This is a genomic window from Methylophaga sp. UBA2689 (assembly GCA_002354555.1).
In the GTDB taxonomy this organism is placed as follows: Bacteria; Pseudomonadota; Gammaproteobacteria; order Nitrosococcales; family Methylophagaceae; genus Methylophaga.
Map to the genome: position 1 here is coordinate 11,538 of DELT01000026.1, position 19,547 is coordinate 31,084.

Sequence of the window (19,547 nt, forward strand, 5' to 3'; positions counted from 1 at the left end):
GTCACATCATAATCAAAAGCGCACATTGTTGCCATGCAACCAGTCATCCAATGCAAATAAGTCATCCACAATATGCAGTGGTTCGCACGCCTGTAATCTCTCGAGGGCATGTGCCCCATGCGTTATCGCAACACTTTTTGCTTTGGCATTATGGGCCATCAGCAAATCAAACTCGGTATCACCAATCATAATAGTGGCATCTGCTTCAACGCCACAGAAGCTTATTAATTCTTCAAGCATTTGCGGATGCGGTTTGGAATGACATTCATCGGCACAACGCGTTGCAATGAATAGATCTTTCAAACCTGTCGCTGCCAGAACTTTATCGAGACCGCGACGCCCCTTGCCGGTTGCCACACCGAGGAAAATATTCTGATTTGCCAGTTTGTGCAATAACTCGACAGCATTATCGAACATCGGCGATTCATGAGGATGATCCAGCCAGATTTCCCGGTACGCCATTGCCAGCCGTTGGATATCAGCATCGGTGCTGTGCGGATAGAGAGTACGAACTGCTTCTGGTAAACCCAAACCAATAATCTGACTGATTGCATTATCCGTTAATGGTGAGAGTTGCAGTTTATGAATGGCTTCGCGCATACAGAAAACGATATGGCTGGTGGAATCCATCAGGGTGCCATCCCAGTCAAAAACGATCATTTGATACTGACTCATGACTGTTTTTCCAATTGTTTTAAAACGTCTTTTAGCGTATCTGGCAGTTCAGCATTAAAGGTTAACGGTTCGTCTGTTAGCGGATGTTTGAGCGATAGCTGCCATGCATGCAGAAACATGCGTTTTAAACCATATTGTCTGAGACGTTTGTTAAATTCACGATCGCCGTACTTTTCATCACCTGCTACCGGATGAGACTGGCTGGCACTATGCACCCGGATCTGATGTGTACGTCCGGTATAAAGCTTTGCAGCAACCAGCTGACAGCCAGAAAACTCCTGTTTTACCTCAAATAAGGTTTTGGATTTTTTACCATTAATATCCGGCACAACCATACGTTCTCCGGAACTTAACGAATTTTTTTGTAATGCCAAATCAACAATATTTTCCTGAGCAGCCCATTTTCCCCTGGTTAACGTAAGATAACGTTTATCGGTTTCAGACGCTTTCATTTGCTGCTGAAGATTCAGTAGCGCAGCACGGCTTTTTGCCAGCACCAGACAACCTGAAGTGTCACGATCCAGGCGGTGTACCAATTCAACAAAGCGATTTACAGGACGGATAATGCGCATGGCTTCAATCACGCCCAATTGGATCTGACTACCCGCGTGAACCGCCAGACCAGCGGGTTTATTTATCACCAATATGTCATCATCTTCCATAAGAATTGCATTTTCAAGCGCATCGGTAAGCGACTCGGATAACTCGGTAATAACAACTTTCTCACTGACCCTGAGCGGGGGAACCCTTACTTGATCACCAGCTTGTAGTCGATAGGTCTGTTTGATGCGACCTTTATTGACTCGAACTTCACCTTTGCGCAAGGCACGATAAATCCGGCTTTTCGGAACACCTTTTTCCAATGTAATCAAAAAATTATCAATACGTTGGCCTGCCTGATCGGCCCGAATATCGATAAATTGAACGCTTGGTGGTGCTGGTGGAGAATTCGCCATAAAATATTGTAAGGTTATTTCTTGCTGATGTGGTTGCAGACTGATATATTTTGCCGTTGGTCTGTACGTAAAATGAGGTCAGTATACCGGCTTTCTGGCGATGAGACCTAAGCAAACGTCGCTCCCCCTAGAAATGGGGTTGATGCGGCTAAGGACACGAAACGAATTTGAATACGCTGAACAGGGGTTCAGTGATGCAGGGCTCCGCAAAAGGAGCTTGTTTTTAAGAATAAATGGTTCCCACGTCTGGATACAGCAAAACAAATAGCAAAAAATGTACAAGACAGGGCGACGAAGTAAATAATCAAACGTACTGTGACTAAAGAGAGTTACACGACGTTATGTAGCGTTGCAGAACCCTATTGCAGCCACAATGTGATGACATTGTATAAATGGACCAGTGATCTGTTGATTCGATACTGGCAGTGCCCAACTAGTTGATTATATTGCTGATAAAACGCCGTTCTGGATGTCCTGGGCAGGCTGATGCCGCCCGGCTTACTGACTGTAACTGACGCGTGAACCTCTAACTGAGGTTTATGAATGAAACGAATTTTAATTAACGCAACACACGAAGAAGAGTTGCGTGTTGCGATGGTCGATGGCCAGCGCTTGTTCGATCTAGATATCGATACTCCTTCCAGAGAACAGAAAAAAGGTAATATTTACAAAGGTAAAATCACTCGTGTAGAACCGAGTCTTGAAGCGGTTTTTGTTGAATACGGTTCTGAACGTCAAGGCTTTCTGCCACTCAAAGAAATCAGTAAAAGCTATTTCCGACAAAATAAGGATGACGGCGACAACAACGGCCGAATCAATGTTCAGGATGTACTTTCAGTTGGCCAGGAACTGGTCATTCAAATCGAAAAAGAAGAACGTGGTAACAAAGGCGCAGCCCTCACCACATTTATCAGCCTGGCCGGTCGTTATCTTGTTTTAATGCCTAATAGCCCGCGTGCTGGTGGAATTTCACGCCGGATTGAAGGCGATGAACGTGCGGAACTGCAAGAAGCCTTGCGCGACCTGGAAGTTCCTGATGGCATGGGCATGATTGTTCGCACCGCCGGCGTTGGAAAACAAACCGAAGAACTGCAGTGGGATCTGGAATATCTTGTCCAGCTCTGGACAGCTATTGATGTAGCCACCAAAGATCGGAATGCACCATTTCTGGTGTATCAGGAAAGCAACATCATTATTCGTGCGTTACGTGACTATCTACGTAAAGACATTGGTGAAATTCTGGTAGATTCTCCTGAAGTTTATCAAACCGGTTATGATTTCATGCGCATGGTTATGCCGCATGAACTCAGCAAATTCAAGCTGTACCAGGACAAAGTTCCGTTGTTTACTCGTTACCAGCTGGAAAGTCAGATTGAAAGCGCTTTCCGTCACGAAGTGAGACTGCCTTCCGGTGGCGCTCTGGTAATCGACCCCACTGAAGCATTGATCTCAATTGACGTGAACTCGGCGCGTGCCAATAAAGGCGGCGATATTGAGGAAACGGCCCTGAATACCAATCTGGAAGCGGCTGAAGAAATTGCCCGTCAATTACGTTTACGTGATTTGGGTGGACTGGTGGTTATCGACTTTATTGATATGGGACCTACCCGTAATCAGCGTGAGGTGGAAAACCGTCTGCGTGACCATCTCAAATCAGATCGTGCTCGCGTACAGATTGGCCGCATTTCACGGTTTGGTTTGCTGGAAATGTCACGTCAGCGTTTACGCCCGGCGTTGGGAGATGCGCATCAGGAAGTCTGTCCACGTTGTGCCGGTTTAGGCCATGTGCGTGGCGTAGAGTCGTTAGGTTTAGCTGTATTACGACTGGTTGAAGAAGAAGCAACTAAAGACAGCGTCAGCCAGCTGGTGATTCAATTACCGGTTTCTGTAGCGACATTCATGTTGAATGAAAAACGTGCTCAGATCGATACGATCGAGAAACGTCATGGGGTGCGTTTGGTGCTGATTCCTAATCCGCATCTGGAAACACCACATTATGATATTGAACGTATTAAAGATGGTAATGAAAAACAGACAAGCAGCCATCAGTTGATTACGACGCCTGAAATTGAAGCAACCGTAGTCTTAAAAGAAAAACCGGTTATGGAACAGCCTGCCGTTACCGGTATTGCACCAATTGCACCTGCACCGATTATTAAACCTGCAGCAGCGGCTGAACGTAAGCCAAGTCTGTTAAAACGTCTGTTAGGTGTATTAACCGGAGCTCCGGTAGAAGAACCAGAAGTGAACAAACCCGCTTCTGTTGTTAAAGAGACTGATGTGGAAAAAGAAACCCGTAATCAAAATCGTCGTAGTCGAGGACGAAATAATACCAACCGACGTAATAATAACCGTCCCCGTCGGCCGGAAAATGCTGCCAGTGAAGAGGGGCAAAATAACAAAGCACCGGAAGCATCCACCAAAGTTGCTGCAGCAGATGAGAAACCTGCAGCAGAGGCTGCTGGAGATGAAAAAGCACGCAATCCTAATGCCAAACGTTCACGTCGGGGTGGACGTCGTCGTCGCGGACGTGGTGAGGGTGATGCCGCACCGGCTGGAACAGTAGCGACTGAGAACCCTGAAACCTCTGAAAAAGTGGAACGTCCGGAAAAGGGCAATGCCATTCCGACACCTCCACCGGAAGTCAATGGTAATGCTATTCCTGAACCGGAACCGGAAATAAATGGCAATGCTATTCCAGTATCGACGGAGCCGGAAGTAGACGGTAACAAGATTCCGGCTAAATCTGCGCCACGTCGTTCGCGTACCAGCACCGGGACTTCGACTAATAACCGTCGTCGTCGCGGATCACCTGCGAAAGATAAAGAAAATCGTGATGCAAAAGAAGTAGAAAAAAATCCTGCTTCGGCTGATAATGAGACTCAGAAGGTTGAAAAACCAAAGCCAGTTGAAAAACCAAAGCCAACTGAAGAGAGTCCTAAAGCAGATGCCAAGGAATCATAAATTTAGCTGTGACGACTTGCTGAACCTTATTGGTCAGCAAGTCGTATACCATCATCAACGCTGTGAAATTATTGAGTTGCTGGATGGCTGTGAGCTGGTATTACAGGAGCTCAATCAGGACAGTAATATCCAGCCAACACAGTATGGAGAAGGGCATCGCCCGGTTCCTGTGACCCATGTTTTACCGGTTTTTGATGGTGAAGGTGAGTTACATGCCGAATTAGTCTCAGCTGGGCTCGATCAATTACTGAGAGAGCAAGGCCTCTACGGCCAGTAAATCCTGTTCAGTATCAACTCCATGTCCCGGATCAACCTGAGCTTCTGTCAAATGAATCCGATTGCCATGGTAAAGCGCCCGAAGCTGTTCCAATGATTCAAATTGTTCCGGCGGCGCAGGCGGTAATTCATGATAACGATGCAAAAAATCTGCTCGATAGGCGTACATGCCAACATGCTTTAAATGCGGCATAGTGACGTTTTCGAGTGCCTGTTTGTTATTAAAATGCTCGCGTAACCATGGAATAGGGGCGCGGCTGAAATACATCGCATAACCTTTAGCATCCACCACTACTTTAACGATATTAGGATCAAATACCTGTTCAGCGTTTTCTAGCGGGCTGTATAATGTAGTAATTGCGGCTTCACGATGGTGCGCCAGATCCGCTGCCACCTGATTAATCAACACGGCTGGCAAACAGGGCTCATCTCCCTGTACATTGACTACTAAATCATCGCCATGAAATGCCCTTAACTGAGCCACTTCTGCCAAACGATCAGTGCCGGAAATATGATCATCCCGGGTCATGCAGACATCTGCACCAAAACTTTTCGCCGCCTCGGCAATACGCTGATCATCTGTTGCGATAATGACTTCACTGGCTTCACTTTCCAGAGCTCTTTCATAGACATGCTGAATCATCGGTTTACCGACAATTTGACGTAAAGGCTTTCCTGGCAGCCGGCTTGAAGCAAAGCGGGCCGGAATAATGATTTTAAATTGCATCAGTAGGTTTCTTCAGCCGTCAGTTCGCGTGCTTCATCAATTAACATCACCGGAATTTCATCACGAATGGGATACGCCACACGGCAGGCTTTACACACCAGTTCCTGGGATTGTTTCTGATATAAAACACTGCTCTTACAGACGGGGCAGGCAAGTATTTCCAATAAGGTTTTATCCATTTAAAGCTCTCTTAATTTTTTGTCGATTGCTGGCCCAAGTGAGGGGCTCAGTTTAGCCTCCGCTGGCACATACCACATGTTTTCTGTGGCAAAGCCCAGACATTTTACCGCATCTTTTTCAGTCATCAGTATGGGATAGGCCTTTGCAAACTGGAAATCCGCTTCAGTATAGGCATGATGATCAGCAAATGCATGGGGAATGATGGTTAAACCAAGTTGTTGCAACTGGTCAAAAAAACGTTGCGGATGACCGATCCCGGCCACTGCATAAACAGGGGTTTCAGCAAATTCAGTTAATGATTTTTGGTGGTTATTATTTTTTAACTGGACTGCTTGCTGGAGTTGCAGTTGCATGGTTAGCCTCTGAGAATCGGACTCACCATGAAAAATTTTAAAATCAACAGTTTCAAGCCGGGACAGTGGTTCACGCAATGGTCCCGCGGGTAAACATAATTGATTGCCAAGTCCACGTTTGGCATCAATAATGACAATTTCCATATAACGATCTAGCCGGTAATGCTGCAGTCCATCGTCGGTGATAATCACATTACAGTAATTTTCCGCTAAGAGTTGTTGACCCGCCGCTACTCGATCTGGTGCCACCACAACCGGACACTGTGTACGCTGATGAATTAATAAGGGCTCATCACCAACCTCTGCAGCAAGACTATCGTGCTGAACACTGCAGGGATAATGATCGGCCTTGCCACCATAACCACGACTAATAATCCCCGGGTGCCAGCCCTGCTTTTGTAAATATTGGGCCAGCCAGATCACAAAAGGCGTTTTACCACTGCCGCCAACACTGATATTGCCCACTACAATGACTGGCACTGAAAGTGATAGCTGTTCGAACAAGCCGTTTCGATATGCCTGACGTCTTAGACTGATAATGAATCGATATAACCAGCTGACTGGACGTAAGAACAGTGAGACCAGGGATGGTCGGTACCAGCTATTAATTAGCCAATCAGTCTTCATTATTGTTGTTGGAACTGCAGCCGGTGAAGTTCTGCGTAATGATCACCCTTACTGATCAATTGCTGATGGGTTCCGGTTTCAACAATTCGACCATCATGCATCACCACGATAATATCGGCTTTTTCGATAGTGGATAGTCGATGCGCGATCACCAATGTGGTTCGGCTTTGCATCAGATTTTCCAGTGCTGACTGAATATGTCTTTCGGCTTCCGAATCCAGTGAGGCGGTGGCTTCATCGAGAATCAGAATGGGCGTGTCACGCAATAGTGCCCGGGCAATAGCCAGTCGTTGTCGCTGTCCACCAGACAATAAAACGCCATTCTGGCCGACCTCAGTCTGCAGGCCTTCCGGTAGTTTCTGTATAAACTCCCAGGCATGTGCTGCTTTGGCTGCCGCAATAATACGTTCTTCAGCCACGACTTCTTTTTGACCATAAGTAATATTATTGGCAATCGTATCGTTAAACAGAATAACCTGTTGATTTACCAGGGAAATCTGTTTACGTAAATCCAGCAATTGGAGATCGCTGATATCCATTTCATCAATGAATATCTGACCCTCTGTAGGCGAATAAAACCGCGGTAACAGACTAACCAATGTGGTTTTGCCGCTTCCGGAATGCCCTACAAACGCAATGGTTTGACCGGCTTTTACCTCAAAGCTGATATCGTCCAGAACCTTTCGAGAGTTAGCGTTGTACTGAAAACCAACCTGTTGAAAGCGTATGTCGCCTCTGGCACGTTCCAGTTGCTGTTTACCCGTGTCTGCTTCCGGTTGTTGATCCAGCATAGTAAATACACTATCGGCGGCTGCGATACCGGCCTGCAGTTTGGAGTTGAGTTTGGTCAGGCGTTTTAGCGGTGTCAGGATCATAAACATCGCCGTTATAAACGAGATAAAGGTGCCCACGGTGATCTGATCAAGCATCTGCGGCAGGGTGGCCAGATAAATCACCACAGCCAGTCCAAGTACAGCTATTAATTCGATAATTGGCTGACTGGTCGCTTCAGTGGCGATCTTTTTCATTCGTTGACGACGGTTGAGCTGATTGACCTTATCAAACCGTTTGGCTTCATATTGTTGGCTGCCAAACGTTTTCACTTCACGGTGGCCTTCAATCACTTCACTGGAGGTATGGCTTACATCGCCCATTGAATCCTGAATAGTTTTACTGATGCGTCGGAAACGTGAACTGATTTTGTAGACCAGCAGACCGATAAACGGCACCGTTAGTAAAATAATTAACGAAAGCAAGCCATTCAGATAAATCATCCAGGCCAGCAAGCCAACAATGGTCAAGGTATCCCGAACCAATACCAGGATGGCATCTGTGGCTGCATCAGCTACCTGCTCAACGTCATACAGTAGTTTGGACATCAACTGCCCGGAAGTGCTTTTATCATAAAAGCTGGCAGGTAATGTCAGCAAGCGATCAAACATTTCGGATCGCAGGGTCATAATCACATTACGGGCGATCCAGCCTAAACCATATGTGGTCAGAAAGTTGGCGATGCCACGCACAATAAAAATAACGATTAAGGCAATAGGGATCCATTTAATAATAAATGGGTCTTTCTCAACAAAACTGCCGTCCATTAACGGTTTCATCAAAGCAGCCATCGCGGTTTCACTGCCAGCATAAACCAGCATGGATAAAATGACGGCTGCAAAAACCATCCAATAGGGTTTTACATAATTAAGCAGACGCTTATACAGTTGTACAGCGCTCATCTCATTGGCTATTTGTTTCATGGAGTCTCAGCAGTTTTTTGTCGTGTTGCCAGTGTCAAACGGGTAAAGCCAAGTAATTGCGCGGCATCCATTGCTGTAACAATGTGTTGATATTCGGCATTGGCATCGGCGCTGATAATGATGTGCGGATCAGCATTATCGCCTGCGGTGGTTTTCAGTAAATCCCTTAAGGCATCGCGGGTCGCAACGGCTATTGGGGTCTCATTAACCAACACTTCTCCATTTGCCCGGATAATAATATCAATCGGTGTTTCCTGTTCTGCTAGTGCCTGACCACTGGCTTCAGGTAAATCCACTTTTAAAGAACTTTCCCGAATAAAGCTGGTGGAAACCATAAAAAATAGTAATAGCAGAAACACCACGTCAATCATTGGCGTCAGATTGACGTCGGGCTCTTCAGAGTGACGAGGCAGCAGTTTCATTGAGAACGCGCCTCATCAGGATCAAACTCACGTTCGCCATGTAACATTTCAATTAACTGCATGGCCTGTTCTTCCATGCTGACCACCAGCTGATTGATTTTTCCTCGGAAATAACGATAAAAAATCACACTGGGAATGGCGACGACCAGACCAGCTGCAGTGGTCAGTAATGCCTCAGAAATACCGCCGGCCAGTGTTTCCGGATTTCCGACACCTTCCAGCGTAATGACGGCAAAAACTTTGATCATGCCAATAACGGTGCCCAATAAACCGATTAGGGGCGAGATAGCGGCAATAGTACCTAATGTATTCAGGTTGCGTTCCAATAGCTGAGTCACATGGCGACCAGTATCTTCAATGCTTTCTTTGGTAATTTCGCGGGAACTGTTGCGATTGATGAGACCCGCAGCGAGAATTTGACCAAGGGGCGAGTTTTTTTGCAGTGAGTTAATGCGATATTGATCAATCTGTTTGAATTGTAACCATTGCCAGATCTGGGTAATTAATTCAGGTGGTGCGATACGACGTTGTTGTAGGCTCCAAAAACGCTCTGCAATAATTGCAATGGCAATTATCGAACAGCCAAGTAGCGGTAACATCAGCCAGCCACCTGCTTTAAATAGTTCCAGCATGCTCCATCCGTCCCAGTTATTGAAATGTTGCCATGATACGTGAAAACGCATTTATTCAGTAGCGTTACGCATCCATATTCTACGGTGTTGCTCTCGCCATCCAGTGGGCATTAAATCAAATTGGTGATCGAGTTTGATAAACAATGCACCTTGTTTACCAGTTTGAAATGTTTTGCTGCCGAGATCCTGGTAACGGGCAACTACCTCTTCAGAGGGGAAGTTGTATCGGTTTTGATGACCACTGGCAAATAAAACATAGCTTGGAGAAACCTGCTTGATAAAGGTCGAAGAAGATGAACTGCGACTGCCATGGTGAGGTGCAATCAGGATATCGGCTTTGATCTGCTGCTTATATTGTCTTATAAGTTTTATCTCAGCCTGCCGCTCAATATCACCCGTTAATAAAACCGTACCATAGGGACCGCTGATTTTGAGTACGCAGGATAAATCATTACGGCTACCGGTTTGATCTTTATCAGGATGTAAAACGTCAAACCGGACCTGATCCCACTGCCATGACTGGCCATCTCTGCAGAATTCACTGCCTGCTAATCTATCAGGATCACTGCTTAGAATCTGTTTAATGGGATAGCTTGATATAACGGCATTTGCTCCACCAATATGATCGTTATCTGCATGACTTATCATCAACATATCGAGTTGCTTGATGCCCTGATATCGAAGATAAGGCACAACCACCGCAGCCCCGGTATCAAAATGACCAAAAGCCGGGCCAGTGTCAAAAACCAATGTATGATTTTCAGTTTGCACTACGGCTGACAAGCCTTGCCCTACATCCAGTAATCTAAACCAGATTTCACCACTGTCAGGTTTATTTGGCTGATAATACAAAAGTGGCAACAACATAACGCCACCCAGCCAGCGTAAAGGCCAACCTCGTGGGGCAAGTATTATCAGCGTGCCAATGATTGATATGCCGAGCAGTTCACCGGGAAACTCAGGTGTCTGCCAGACAGAAAATGGTGATTGTGCCAGCCACTCCAGATACCACCACAATTTGGATAACAACCATTCTGTAAGTTGCAGCAGCCATTCAGCCAATCGCAGATCAAAACTTAATAACAACATGGTCAGTAACAACAGCGGAACAACCAGGAAACTGATCACCGGCACTGCAAGCAGATTAGCCAACGGTGCAATCAATGAGGTTTCCTGAAAAAACAGTAAAAGTAATGGCGTCAGACCTACCGCAATCCATAGATGAATATGCAGCCAAAGCCATTTTCTGGCCGGTTGTCGATATTGTGCTACATACAAAATACAGGCAACAGCAGCAAAAGAAAGCCAGAAACCCGCTGCCAGTACCGCAAATGGATCCAGCATCAGGATCATTATCAAGCTCAGACTCAGCACATGCACCGGATCAGTTCGACGTTTTATAAAGATACTCAGCATCACCACGCTGACCATCACAAGAGCACGCTGAGTCGGTATGGATAGTCCGGCCAGCAAGGCATAGAACAAAGCCAGTAAAAATCCGCCAACAGCACCAGCCTGTCTGTCGCTTAATATTAATAAATGACGACTGCGTATTCGCCACAGCAATTTGACAGTAAAAAAACCCAGTGCTGCAGCAAGTCCTATGTGAAGTCCGGAGATTGCCAGTAAATGGCTGGTACCGGTTTGTCGTAAAGTCTCCCATTGGCTTGTTTGAATATCGTCACGGTTACCAACAGCCAGCCCTTGAACTAACGCCAGGGAAGGACTTTGCTTTAATAAGCCGGACATTTTATTTATTAATTGCGCGCGCCAATGATTAACCGATAGCAAATCTGCGGAGAGTAATTTTTGATTATGATCAGATTCCCGGATATAGCCGGTGGCCCCAATCTGCTGCTGAAACAACCATGCTTCGTAATCAAACCCACCCGGGTTGGACATACCATGTGGGGCTTTCAAGCGAACAGAGAACTGCCATTTTTCACCGGATTGCGGGAGGTTGGGGGGAGGGAAATACCAACTCAAGCGAATCTTATCAGGTAGCTTCAAATCCTCATTTTCCGGTTTAAATTCAAAACGGATTCGTTGATCATTATGATGTGGCAATGAACTAATGAAACCTGAGATCACAATATCCTGTCTTTCAAGTGTAGGATCAAGTTGATCATCTAATCTGAGCTGAGCATGGAAGCTCGCCCATACCACGGCTACAACAAACCACAGAATGGTCCATTGAGACCGCCGCCAGACAATAATCAGTAAGGGGATTAAAGTGAGCAGCCAATATGGAGAGAGCAGCTGGGGCAACCATGCCACCAGTAAACAGCCCGACAAAAATGCAATGGCAGGTTTAATCATATATCCCTATAATGACCGCCGTTTATCAGCAATACTGAGACGTAATGCCTCGTAAGTTCCTAAAACGAATCATGCCAGATCATGTCACCATGCGCGAGCACAAGCATATGCGTCGTTTTGGTGAAAGGATCATGGCGCCGGAATTGTGGCATCTTAATCGCAGATCAGTCTCTGCGGCAGTTGCGATAGGGGTTTTCTTCGCTTTTATACCAATGCCGGGCCAAATGCTGGTGGCGGGTCTGCTAGCTATCTGGTTACGGGTAAACCTGCCTATTGCCGTGATGTGTGTATGGATAACCAATCCACTGACCATGGCGCCAATTTACTTTTTCACTTACAAAGTCGGCGCTATCCTGCTGGATGTACCACTTCGCACTCATGAATTTGCTTTTAGCCTGGAATGGTTGTGGCAGGAGATAGGATTTGTCTGGCAACCATTATTACTCGGTTCGGTAATTTGTGGCGCGCTGGCCGCATTAGCGGGTGTCATTATTGTTCGATTAATCTGGCGTCTGGTCGTGATCAACAGTTGGTTGAAACGTTACCAGCGCCAAAATTCAATTAAACGAAAAGATAAATAAGTCAGTTTTGTAATTTGCCATCAATCAACGTTAATTGCTGATCCATTCTGGCAGCCAGTTGCCTGTCATGAGTCACAATGACCAGCGCTGTTCCCAGCTCCGTATTCAATTTCATAATCAAATCAAAAATCCCTTCAGCAGTCTGGTGATCCAGATTTCCGGTTGGTTCATCTGCCAACAGGCAAGCAGGCTTGGTAATTAATGCCCGAGCCAGCGCAGCACGTTGACGTTCACCACCCGATAATTCGCTGGGTTTATGATGTGCCCGGTGACCCAGTCCAACTTGTTGTAACAGTTCATTGGCCTGCTGTTTGGCCGCCTTGGGATGCATGCCGCCAATAACCAGTGGCATAGCAACGTTTTCTTCGGCGGTGAACTCAGGTAATAAATGATGAAACTGATAAACAAATCCTAATGATTGATTACGTAATTTACTCAGAGCATTGACTGAAAGTTTGCTGATATCCTGACCCAGGACCTCAATTTTTCCGTCTGTTGGACCATCCAGTCCGCCAAGCAGATGCAATAGCGTACTTTTACCGGAACCTGAACTGCCGACTATTGCAATACGGTCACCAGCAACCACTTTCAGATTAATATCCTGTAATACCGGGGTTTCCAGGTTGCCATCTTTATAACGCTTTACCAGTTTTTCGCAGCGAATTACTGTGTTATCAGTCATAACGTAAAGCCTCAGCCGGTTTAACCTGAGCGGCACGCCAGGAAGGATAGATAGTCGATAGAATGGATAAAACGAAGGCAGTAATACCAATCACTGTGACATCGTTCCAATGCAAATCGGATGGCAGGTCACTGATGTAATAAACTTCTGCTGGCAAGAACTGGTAACCTAAAATGGTTTCTATCCAAGCGATAATGTTAGAGACATTCAATGCCAGAATGACCCCACCTATCACACCCAGAATCGTGCCTATCAGACCGATAACAATACCCTGAACCATGAAAACCCCCATGATGCCGCCAGGTGACATGCCCAGCGTCCTCAAAATGGCGATATCTGCATACTTATCGGTCACCATCATTACCAGCGTTGAAACGATGTTAAATGCAGCAACGGCCACGATTAGCATCAAAATAACGAACATGACCGTTTTTTCGGTTTTTAAGGCACGGAAAAAATTAGCATGCTGATAAGTCCAGTCTGCTGCGCGATATTCTGCTGGCAGGGTTTGTAATAGCTCTCTGGTAATCCTTGGTGCCTGATATACATCGTCCAGTTGCAATCGCAAGCCTGTCACTTTGCCTGGAATACGGAATAAATTAGCGGCATCCTCAATATTCATAATGGCTAACGCACTGTCATATTCATACATGCCGATTTCAAAAACACCTGATACGGTCAAACGTTTCAGTCTGGGAATAACCCCGGCAGGGGTTGGGGTAACGTGTGGTGTGATCACTGTGATCTTATCGCCGGTGCCCACGCCCATGGCAATAGCTAAATCCTTACCCAGAATAATGCCGTAACTGCCCGGTTGCAGTGAGTCAAAGCGACCCTGAATGATTTTGTCACCAATACTGGAAACCTTAGGTTCCAAAGCGGGATCCACCCCACGGATTTGGGTGCCTCTAACCCGGCTGCCCTGGTTGAGCATTGCCTGGCCTTCAACAAAAGGAGCAGTATTCACAACCCTTGGGAAGCCTTCGATAAGTACCTCGGCCTTTTCCCAGTCAGCCAGTGTGCCATCCGAGCCGGTGACAAAAGCATGTGATGTCATGCCCAGAATGCGTTCACGTAATTCCTTTTCAAAACCGTTCATTACCGATAACACAGTAATCAGTGCTGCCACTCCGAGCGCTACGCCCAACATGGAAGTCATGGAAATGAAAGAAATAAAATGGTTACGCCGTTTAGCCCGAGTATAACGGGCGCCAATATAGACACTTAGAGGTCTGAACATAAATCCGCTCTGGCAAAAAGCCCGCCTTCAAAGCGGGCCAGGTGCATATTATTGAGGAAGAACGGTTTGGGTACCGTTTTCAGAGCCTAACAACAAAACATCCGCAGGACGCATTGCAAACAGGCCATTGGTCACTACACCGACAATATCGTTCAGTGTTTTTTCCAGTTTAATTGGTTCCATGATATCCAGACCGTGCACATCAAGGATTACATTGTGGTTATCAGTGATAAAGCCTTCACGATAAACTGGCTGACCACCCAGTTTAACGATTTCACGGGCGACATAACTACGCGCCATCGGGATCACTTCAACCGGTAATGGGAATTTACCCAGCACATCAACCAGTTTGGTGGCGTCAGCAATACAGACAAATTTATCAGCTACTGCTGCAATAATTTTTTCGCGGGTTAATGCACCGCCACCACCTTTAACCAGTTGCAGATTGTGGTTTGATTCATCTGCACCATCCACATATACCGCGACTTCTTTAACTTCGTTTAAATCAAATACATGAATGCCATAATCCTTGAGCCGCTGGGTGGAGGCATTTGAACTGGATACAGCACCTTCAATACGACCTTTAATGGTAGCTAACGCATCAATAAAGTGATTAACGGTAGAGCCGGTGCCCACACCCACTACACCGTCAGTAGTAATGTATTCCAAAGCCGACCATGCAGCTTGTTTCTTCATTTCATCAGCAGTCATTGCGATTCCTTGTTAATTTGAATGGCTTGATTTTATCCGGCTAATTATAGAGATAAATGATGGTCAATGGTAACGTAGTCATCTTTGTTAACCTAACAGACTGAATCTGGAACACCATGCTCACAGGCTATGTAGAAAAAATCCTTAAAGCGCGCGTCTACGACGTCGCTATCGAAACCCCTTTGGATTTGATGCCAAGATTATCCAAACGGCTGGATAATCAAATACTGATTAAACGCGAGGACTTGCAGTCGGTTTTTTCCTTTAAGTTACGTGGTGCTTATAACCGGATGAGCCATTTAACCGATGCTGAGCGAAAGCAAGGTGTGGTCGCCGCTTCAGCAGGCAACCATGCCCAAGGTGTTGCGCTGGCCGCCAGCAAAATGGGTATTTCTGCCATCATTGTCATGCCGATAACCACGCCACCAATTAAAGTCGAAGCGGTACGTATGTTGGGTGCTGATATCACTTTGCACGGTAACAGTTACGATGAAGCGTTTGATTATGCCAAGCAAGTTTCTGCTGATGAGGGACGGGTGTTTATCCACCCTTATGATGATCCTTTGGTAATCGCCGGACAGGGCACGATTGCGATGGAAATCATGCGCCAGCATCCCGATCCGGTTTATGCGGTATTTATTCCGGTAGGTGGCGGCGGTTTACTCGGCGGAATGGCGGCTTATATAAAAGCTATCTGGCCGGAAATCAAAATTATTGCAGTTGAACCTGCCGATGCTGCCAGTCTTAAAGCAGCTCTGGACGCCGGTGAAAGAGTCAAACTTGATCAGGTGGGATTGTTCGCTGATGGTACTGCGGTAAGACAGGTTGGTGAGGAGCCATTCCGGATTGCGCAAAAAACCGTTGATCATGTGGTGACGGTGGAAACCGATGAAATCTGCGCCGCGATAATGGATGTGTTTGATGATACCCGCTCGATTGCCGAGCCTTCAGGGGCATTATCGATTGCCGGCGCCAAAAAATATATTCAGCAAAATGGTTTGCACGACAAAACCATGGTGGTTATTAACAGCGGCGCAAATATGAATTTTGACCGGCTCCGGCATGTGGCGGAACGGGCTGAAATTGGTGAACGCCGGGAAGTTTTATTTGCTGCAACCATTGATGAGCAGCCGGGCAGTTTTCAACGTTTCTGCAAGACCCTGGCGGATCGCGGGATAACCGAGTTTAATTATCGTTATGCTGATAAACAGCAGGCACAGGTGTTTGTTGGGGTGCGGATGTCTGGTCGCGAAGAAGAACGACAAATCCTGTTTGAAAATCTGACTCATGCAGGGTATCAGTGGATTGATTTTACCGATAATGAAATGGCGAAATTACATGTTCGTTATATGGTCGGTGGCCATGCACCCCAAGCTGAAAATGAACGTTTGATTCGTTTTGAATTCCCGGAACGGCCGGGCGCCTTGTTACGTTTTCTGACACATATCGGTCAGCGCTGGAATATCAGCCTGTTTCATTATCGTAATCATGGGGCAGCGTATGGCCGGGTGCTGGTCGGGATTCAGGTGGCACCTGAATTCAATGAAGAATTTCAGGCGTTCCTGGATAATCTTGGCTATGTCCACTGGTTGGAAACCGACAACCCGGCCTACGATTTGTTTTTAAAGTAAGCCTAGCGGCTATTGATCTTTCAGAGCCACCACTGCTGGAGGCTCATTTCGTCCAGCAAGGCGGAAATGAAAGATCAATAAGCCCTAATCCGTTAGCGTAGTGGTATCGCTGATCAATTGGATCTGGCCATTAACATCAACCGAGACTTTATTGCTGCCAGCTTCCAGTGCTACAGGTGCACTTTTACTGCTCATATCGGCGGACATCATCATGCTGCTTTCCATGCGATGAACCGGCGCATAGCCGCTGGTATTGACTGACATATTAACCAGGCGATAACCCGGTTCATCAAATTGCTGCTGAATTAGCGACGCTTTGTTGCGAAACTTGCTGATAGCCTGTTGCATCAGTTCGTTTTGTGTTGATTCGATTAATTCATCTGATAATGAAAATTCCATCGACTGTACGGTCCCTAGCGATTGTACCTCGCCCAATAACTCGCTCATCTGATTAAAATCGTTGCTATGTAGACGGATTTGCTGGCTTACCTGCCAGGAGACGATCTGGCTGTCTTTATACATCGGGCGGGTTTGGTAACCGGTAGTTTGAGATTTGACTGCATCAAAATCTTTGATTTTCGCCAGTAACTGATTGCTGCGTTGATTGACCTGCTGGCCTAATTTAGCCGGATCTGTGCCATTAAGCATTACCTGAATCACACTGCTGACCTTATCATTTGCCACTTCGGTAGCGGCTGTTGCATTAAGATTGATTAGGTTAAAGTTTAATTCTGTTTCAGCTGCAGCAGACGCGGAATAAAACAACATGGCAACAATAAAAAAAGTGTTCTTCATAAAGTGATGGTTCCTGTGAGAAGTGGAGTGAAGTGTTATTCGGCTTGCTGTCGGTGCAGCTTGATTGCTAAATTAGCAGGATTTGACTGACACTGTCAGCAGATTACCGCACAAAAATTATTTTAACATTGAGGATAGACATGAAAGCTGAACAAAAAATTCTGCCTGATTCTGATAGGTTGATCGAAGCCGCTGCCGAACATTTTGTGGTGACCGCCCGTTCAGCCATCGCCAAAAGGGGCGTGTTTTATGTTGCGCTTGCCGGTGGTTCGACACCAAAAGGACTGTACCAGAAACTGGCGACTTCACCTTATATCGAACAGATAGACTGGGCGCGAGTGCAGATATTTTTTGGTGATGAGCGCTGTGTTCCGGCTACCCATGATGACAGCAACTTTAAAATGGCCAGACTGGCTATGCTGGATCATTTACCTATCCCCCCTGAAAATGTACATCGCATGCCTACTGAAAGTGGCGATGCTGCTGAAGTTGCAACTCGTTATGCCAATACCATCAAAATGGTTATGGAAGATAATCCTTTTGATTTGGTGCTCCTCGGGTTAGGGCCTGATGGTCATATTGCTTCGCTGTTTCCGGATACTCCTGCACTGGACGTTACAGATGCGCTGACAACCAGCCTGTTTGTGGAGAAATTTCAATCCTGGCGCGTAACGTTGACCTACCCGGTAATCAACTCAGCCAGACAGGTGATTGTGTTTATCGCCGGTGAAGCGAAAGCAGATATTGTCAAAGATATTACCAGTGAGGCGGTATCGGGCTTACCGGTTCAACGGCTTGCGCCGACAGGTGATTATTACTGGTTTATGGACCAGGCTGCTGCGGCACAATAATATGCAAACCCTGTTAGCTGCGGATATCGGCGGCACCAAAACCTTGTTGCAACTCAGTCATCTTGATGGTGAAATTATCCTGCAACAACGATTAGAGAATGATGATTACGCAGATTTTGAAAGTCTGCTGACAGCTTTTTTCTCTACTGTAACCGTCGATTTTCTGCCAGTCAGCAGTGCCTGTTTTGCGGTAGCTGCTCCGCTGAGCGGGCGCCGGGTAGAGCTAACGAATCGATCGTGGATAATTGATAGCGACAGAGTGTTGCAGAAGTTTCCGCTTTTTGAGCTTAGTTTAGTCAATGACTTTGAGGCTGTAGGTTATGGTATCGGTGAACTTGAAGAGAAAGATCTCATTGTGCTGCAGCAAGGTAAGCCGGAAGCCAAATCGTTACGTGCAGTAATTGGTGCGGGTACGGGGTTGGGGCAGGCTATTCTGTCACCCCTCCATAAAAGCTGGCGGGTATGGCCAACAGAAGGCGGGCATACCGACTTTGCTGCTCAGGACATCCAGCAGCAAGCGTTATTGAATAAACTGTTTGAACAATTTGAGCATGTCTCTTACGAGCGGATATTATCGGGCTCCGGCCTGGTTACGCTTTACCAATTTGTTGTTGAACAGCAAGGCATTAACACTACGTTGAATTTAACGGCAGAACAGATAAGTCAGTCTGCTCTGCAAAAAACAGATCCTGCGGCAATAACAGCCATGCATTTATTTATGCAGATTTACGGGGCTCAGGCGGGTAATCTGGCGCTGACGACCTTGCCCAGAGGCGGAATTTTTATCGCAGGGGGTATTGCAGTAAAGAATCTGGACTTATTTGAACAGGGCTTTTTCATGCAGTCTTTTCTGGCGAAGGGCAGGATGCGTGGGGTGCTGGAGCAGATACCAGTGTATTTGATCAACAATCCTGATGTGGGACTCCTTGGAGCACGTTTGTTGGCTGGAAAAGCGTTGTATAATGTTGCCCATGACTGATAAAAAAAATCACATTATGGTGAACGTTGAAACCACTTACCTGGATCATGAATCTGATCCAGCCAGAGCAAGATATCTTTTTGCCTATACCATTACCATTACCAATGAGGGCGATACGCCAGCGCGGCTATTATCACGTTACTGGAAAATCACTGGTGGTGATGGTCATGAACAGGAAGTGGAAGGTGATGG

General features: G+C 46.3%; 20 protein-coding genes. 7 read left to right on the plus strand and 13 right to left on the minus strand.

What is annotated here, in order from left to right:
- Nucleotides 1–12: 12 nt before the first annotated feature.
- Both B3M51_RS02190 and rluC read right to left on the minus strand, forming a co-directional pair.
- Entirely contained in the window at nucleotides 13–675 is a 663-nt protein-coding gene (locus B3M51_RS02190) for an HAD-IA family hydrolase (RefSeq protein WP_292756511.1), read from the minus strand.
- Nucleotides 672–1,631 carry a 23S rRNA pseudouridine(955/2504/2580) synthase RluC gene (rluC, locus tag B3M51_RS02195; protein WP_292756513.1) on the minus strand — a complete coding sequence of 320 codons (960 nt, stop codon included), beginning with the start codon at nucleotides 1,629–1,631 and terminating at the stop codon, nucleotides 672–674. The genes B3M51_RS02190 and rluC overlap by 4 nt, the downstream gene beginning before the upstream one ends.
- 543 nt (nucleotides 1,632–2,174) lie before the next feature.
- Here rluC and B3M51_RS02200 point away from each other — a divergent pair.
- Both B3M51_RS02200 and B3M51_RS02205 read left to right on the plus strand, forming a co-directional pair.
- The gene (locus B3M51_RS02200) at nucleotides 2,175–4,595 is read left to right on the plus strand and encodes an Rne/Rng family ribonuclease (protein ID WP_292756515.1); all 2,421 of its coding nucleotides are present in this window, start codon (nucleotides 2,175–2,177) and stop codon (nucleotides 4,593–4,595) included.
- A gap of 16 nt (nucleotides 4,596–4,611) precedes the next feature.
- Nucleotides 4,612–4,872 (plus strand): hypothetical protein, encoded by a 261-nt coding sequence (locus B3M51_RS02205; protein ID WP_014708114.1) that lies wholly within the window; start codon nucleotides 4,612–4,614, stop codon nucleotides 4,870–4,872.
- Here the strand turns inward: B3M51_RS02205 and kdsB are convergent.
- From kdsB to B3M51_RS02240, 7 genes are read right to left on the minus strand one after another with little or no spacing between them, the layout of a single operon-like run.
- The gene (gene kdsB, locus B3M51_RS02210; protein ID WP_292756517.1) at nucleotides 4,840–5,598 is read right to left on the minus strand and encodes a 3-deoxy-manno-octulosonate cytidylyltransferase; all 759 of its coding nucleotides are present in this window, start codon (nucleotides 5,596–5,598) and stop codon (nucleotides 4,840–4,842) included. The genes B3M51_RS02205 and kdsB overlap by 33 nt on opposite strands.
- Nucleotides 5,598–5,777: a Trm112 family protein gene (locus B3M51_RS02215; protein WP_292353632.1), complete on the minus strand. Its 180-nt coding sequence runs from the start codon at nucleotides 5,775–5,777 to the stop codon at nucleotides 5,598–5,600. The genes kdsB and B3M51_RS02215 overlap by 1 nt, the downstream gene beginning before the upstream one ends.
- Nucleotides 5,778–6,758 (minus strand): tetraacyldisaccharide 4'-kinase, encoded by a 981-nt coding sequence (gene lpxK / locus B3M51_RS02220; protein WP_292756519.1) that lies wholly within the window; start codon nucleotides 6,756–6,758, stop codon nucleotides 5,778–5,780.
- Complete coding sequence (msbA, locus tag B3M51_RS02225; RefSeq protein WP_292756521.1) at nucleotides 6,758–8,512, minus strand: lipid A export permease/ATP-binding protein MsbA; 1,755 nt, start codon at nucleotides 8,510–8,512, stop codon at nucleotides 6,758–6,760. Before msbA ends, lpxK begins: the two co-directional genes overlap by 1 nt.
- Nucleotides 8,509–8,934, minus strand: a complete 426-nt coding sequence (locus tag B3M51_RS02230) for an ExbD/TolR family protein (protein ID WP_292756523.1) — start codon at nucleotides 8,932–8,934, stop codon at nucleotides 8,509–8,511. Before B3M51_RS02230 ends, msbA begins: the two co-directional genes overlap by 4 nt.
- Nucleotides 8,931–9,566: a MotA/TolQ/ExbB proton channel family protein gene (locus B3M51_RS02235; RefSeq protein ID WP_014708108.1), complete on the minus strand. Its 636-nt coding sequence runs from the start codon at nucleotides 9,564–9,566 to the stop codon at nucleotides 8,931–8,933. Before B3M51_RS02235 ends, B3M51_RS02230 begins: the two co-directional genes overlap by 4 nt.
- A gap of 51 nt (nucleotides 9,567–9,617) precedes the next feature.
- The gene (locus B3M51_RS02240) at nucleotides 9,618–11,885 is read right to left on the minus strand and encodes a DNA internalization-related competence protein ComEC/Rec2 (protein WP_292756525.1); all 2,268 of its coding nucleotides are present in this window, start codon (nucleotides 11,883–11,885) and stop codon (nucleotides 9,618–9,620) included.
- A gap of 44 nt (nucleotides 11,886–11,929) precedes the next feature.
- Between B3M51_RS02240 and B3M51_RS02245 the strand changes: the two genes are divergently transcribed.
- On the plus strand, nucleotides 11,930–12,466 hold the full coding sequence (locus B3M51_RS02245) for a DUF2062 domain-containing protein (RefSeq protein WP_292756528.1): 537 nt from the start codon (nucleotides 11,930–11,932) through the stop codon (nucleotides 12,464–12,466).
- Nucleotide 12,467: 1 nt separating this feature from the next.
- Here the strand turns inward: B3M51_RS02245 and lolD are convergent, their stop codons facing one another.
- From lolD to rpiA, 3 genes are read right to left on the minus strand one after another with little or no spacing between them, the layout of a single operon-like run.
- A complete protein-coding gene (gene lolD, locus B3M51_RS02250) occupies nucleotides 12,468–13,148 on the minus strand; it encodes a lipoprotein-releasing ABC transporter ATP-binding protein LolD (RefSeq protein ID WP_292756529.1) in 681 nt (226 codons plus the stop codon).
- Entirely contained in the window at nucleotides 13,141–14,388 is a 1,248-nt protein-coding gene (locus B3M51_RS02255; protein WP_292756531.1) for a lipoprotein-releasing ABC transporter permease subunit, read from the minus strand. The genes lolD and B3M51_RS02255 overlap by 8 nt, the downstream gene beginning before the upstream one ends.
- Before the next feature lie 48 nt (nucleotides 14,389–14,436).
- Nucleotides 14,437–15,099, minus strand: coding sequence for a ribose-5-phosphate isomerase RpiA (gene rpiA / locus B3M51_RS02260; protein WP_292756533.1), 663 nt, complete (start codon nucleotides 15,097–15,099; stop codon nucleotides 14,437–14,439).
- A 116-nt stretch (nucleotides 15,100–15,215) separates the two neighbouring features.
- Here rpiA and ilvA point away from each other — a divergent pair, with 116 nt between their 5' ends.
- Nucleotides 15,216–16,730: a threonine ammonia-lyase, biosynthetic gene (gene ilvA, locus B3M51_RS02265; RefSeq protein ID WP_292756535.1), complete on the plus strand. Its 1,515-nt coding sequence runs from the start codon at nucleotides 15,216–15,218 to the stop codon at nucleotides 16,728–16,730.
- Between the two features lie 84 nt (nucleotides 16,731–16,814).
- On the opposite strand, the gene B3M51_RS02270 is transcribed toward ilvA, so the two are convergent.
- The gene (locus tag B3M51_RS02270) at nucleotides 16,815–17,525 is read right to left on the minus strand and encodes an SIMPL domain-containing protein (protein WP_292756537.1); all 711 of its coding nucleotides are present in this window, start codon (nucleotides 17,523–17,525) and stop codon (nucleotides 16,815–16,817) included.
- A 140-nt stretch (nucleotides 17,526–17,665) separates the two neighbouring features.
- Between B3M51_RS02270 and pgl the strand changes: the two genes are divergently transcribed.
- The 3 genes from pgl to B3M51_RS02285 all read left to right on the plus strand — a co-directional run.
- Complete coding sequence (gene pgl, locus B3M51_RS02275; RefSeq protein WP_292479986.1) at nucleotides 17,666–18,376, plus strand: 6-phosphogluconolactonase; 711 nt, start codon at nucleotides 17,666–17,668, stop codon at nucleotides 18,374–18,376.
- Between the two features lies 1 nt (nucleotide 18,377).
- Complete coding sequence (gene glk, locus B3M51_RS02280; protein ID WP_292756540.1) at nucleotides 18,378–19,355, plus strand: glucokinase; 978 nt, start codon at nucleotides 18,378–18,380, stop codon at nucleotides 19,353–19,355.
- The coding region (locus B3M51_RS02285; RefSeq protein ID WP_292756542.1) for an ApaG domain at nucleotides 19,348–19,547 on the plus strand (200 nt) is incomplete at its 3' end. The genes glk and B3M51_RS02285, both read left to right, overlap by 8 nt.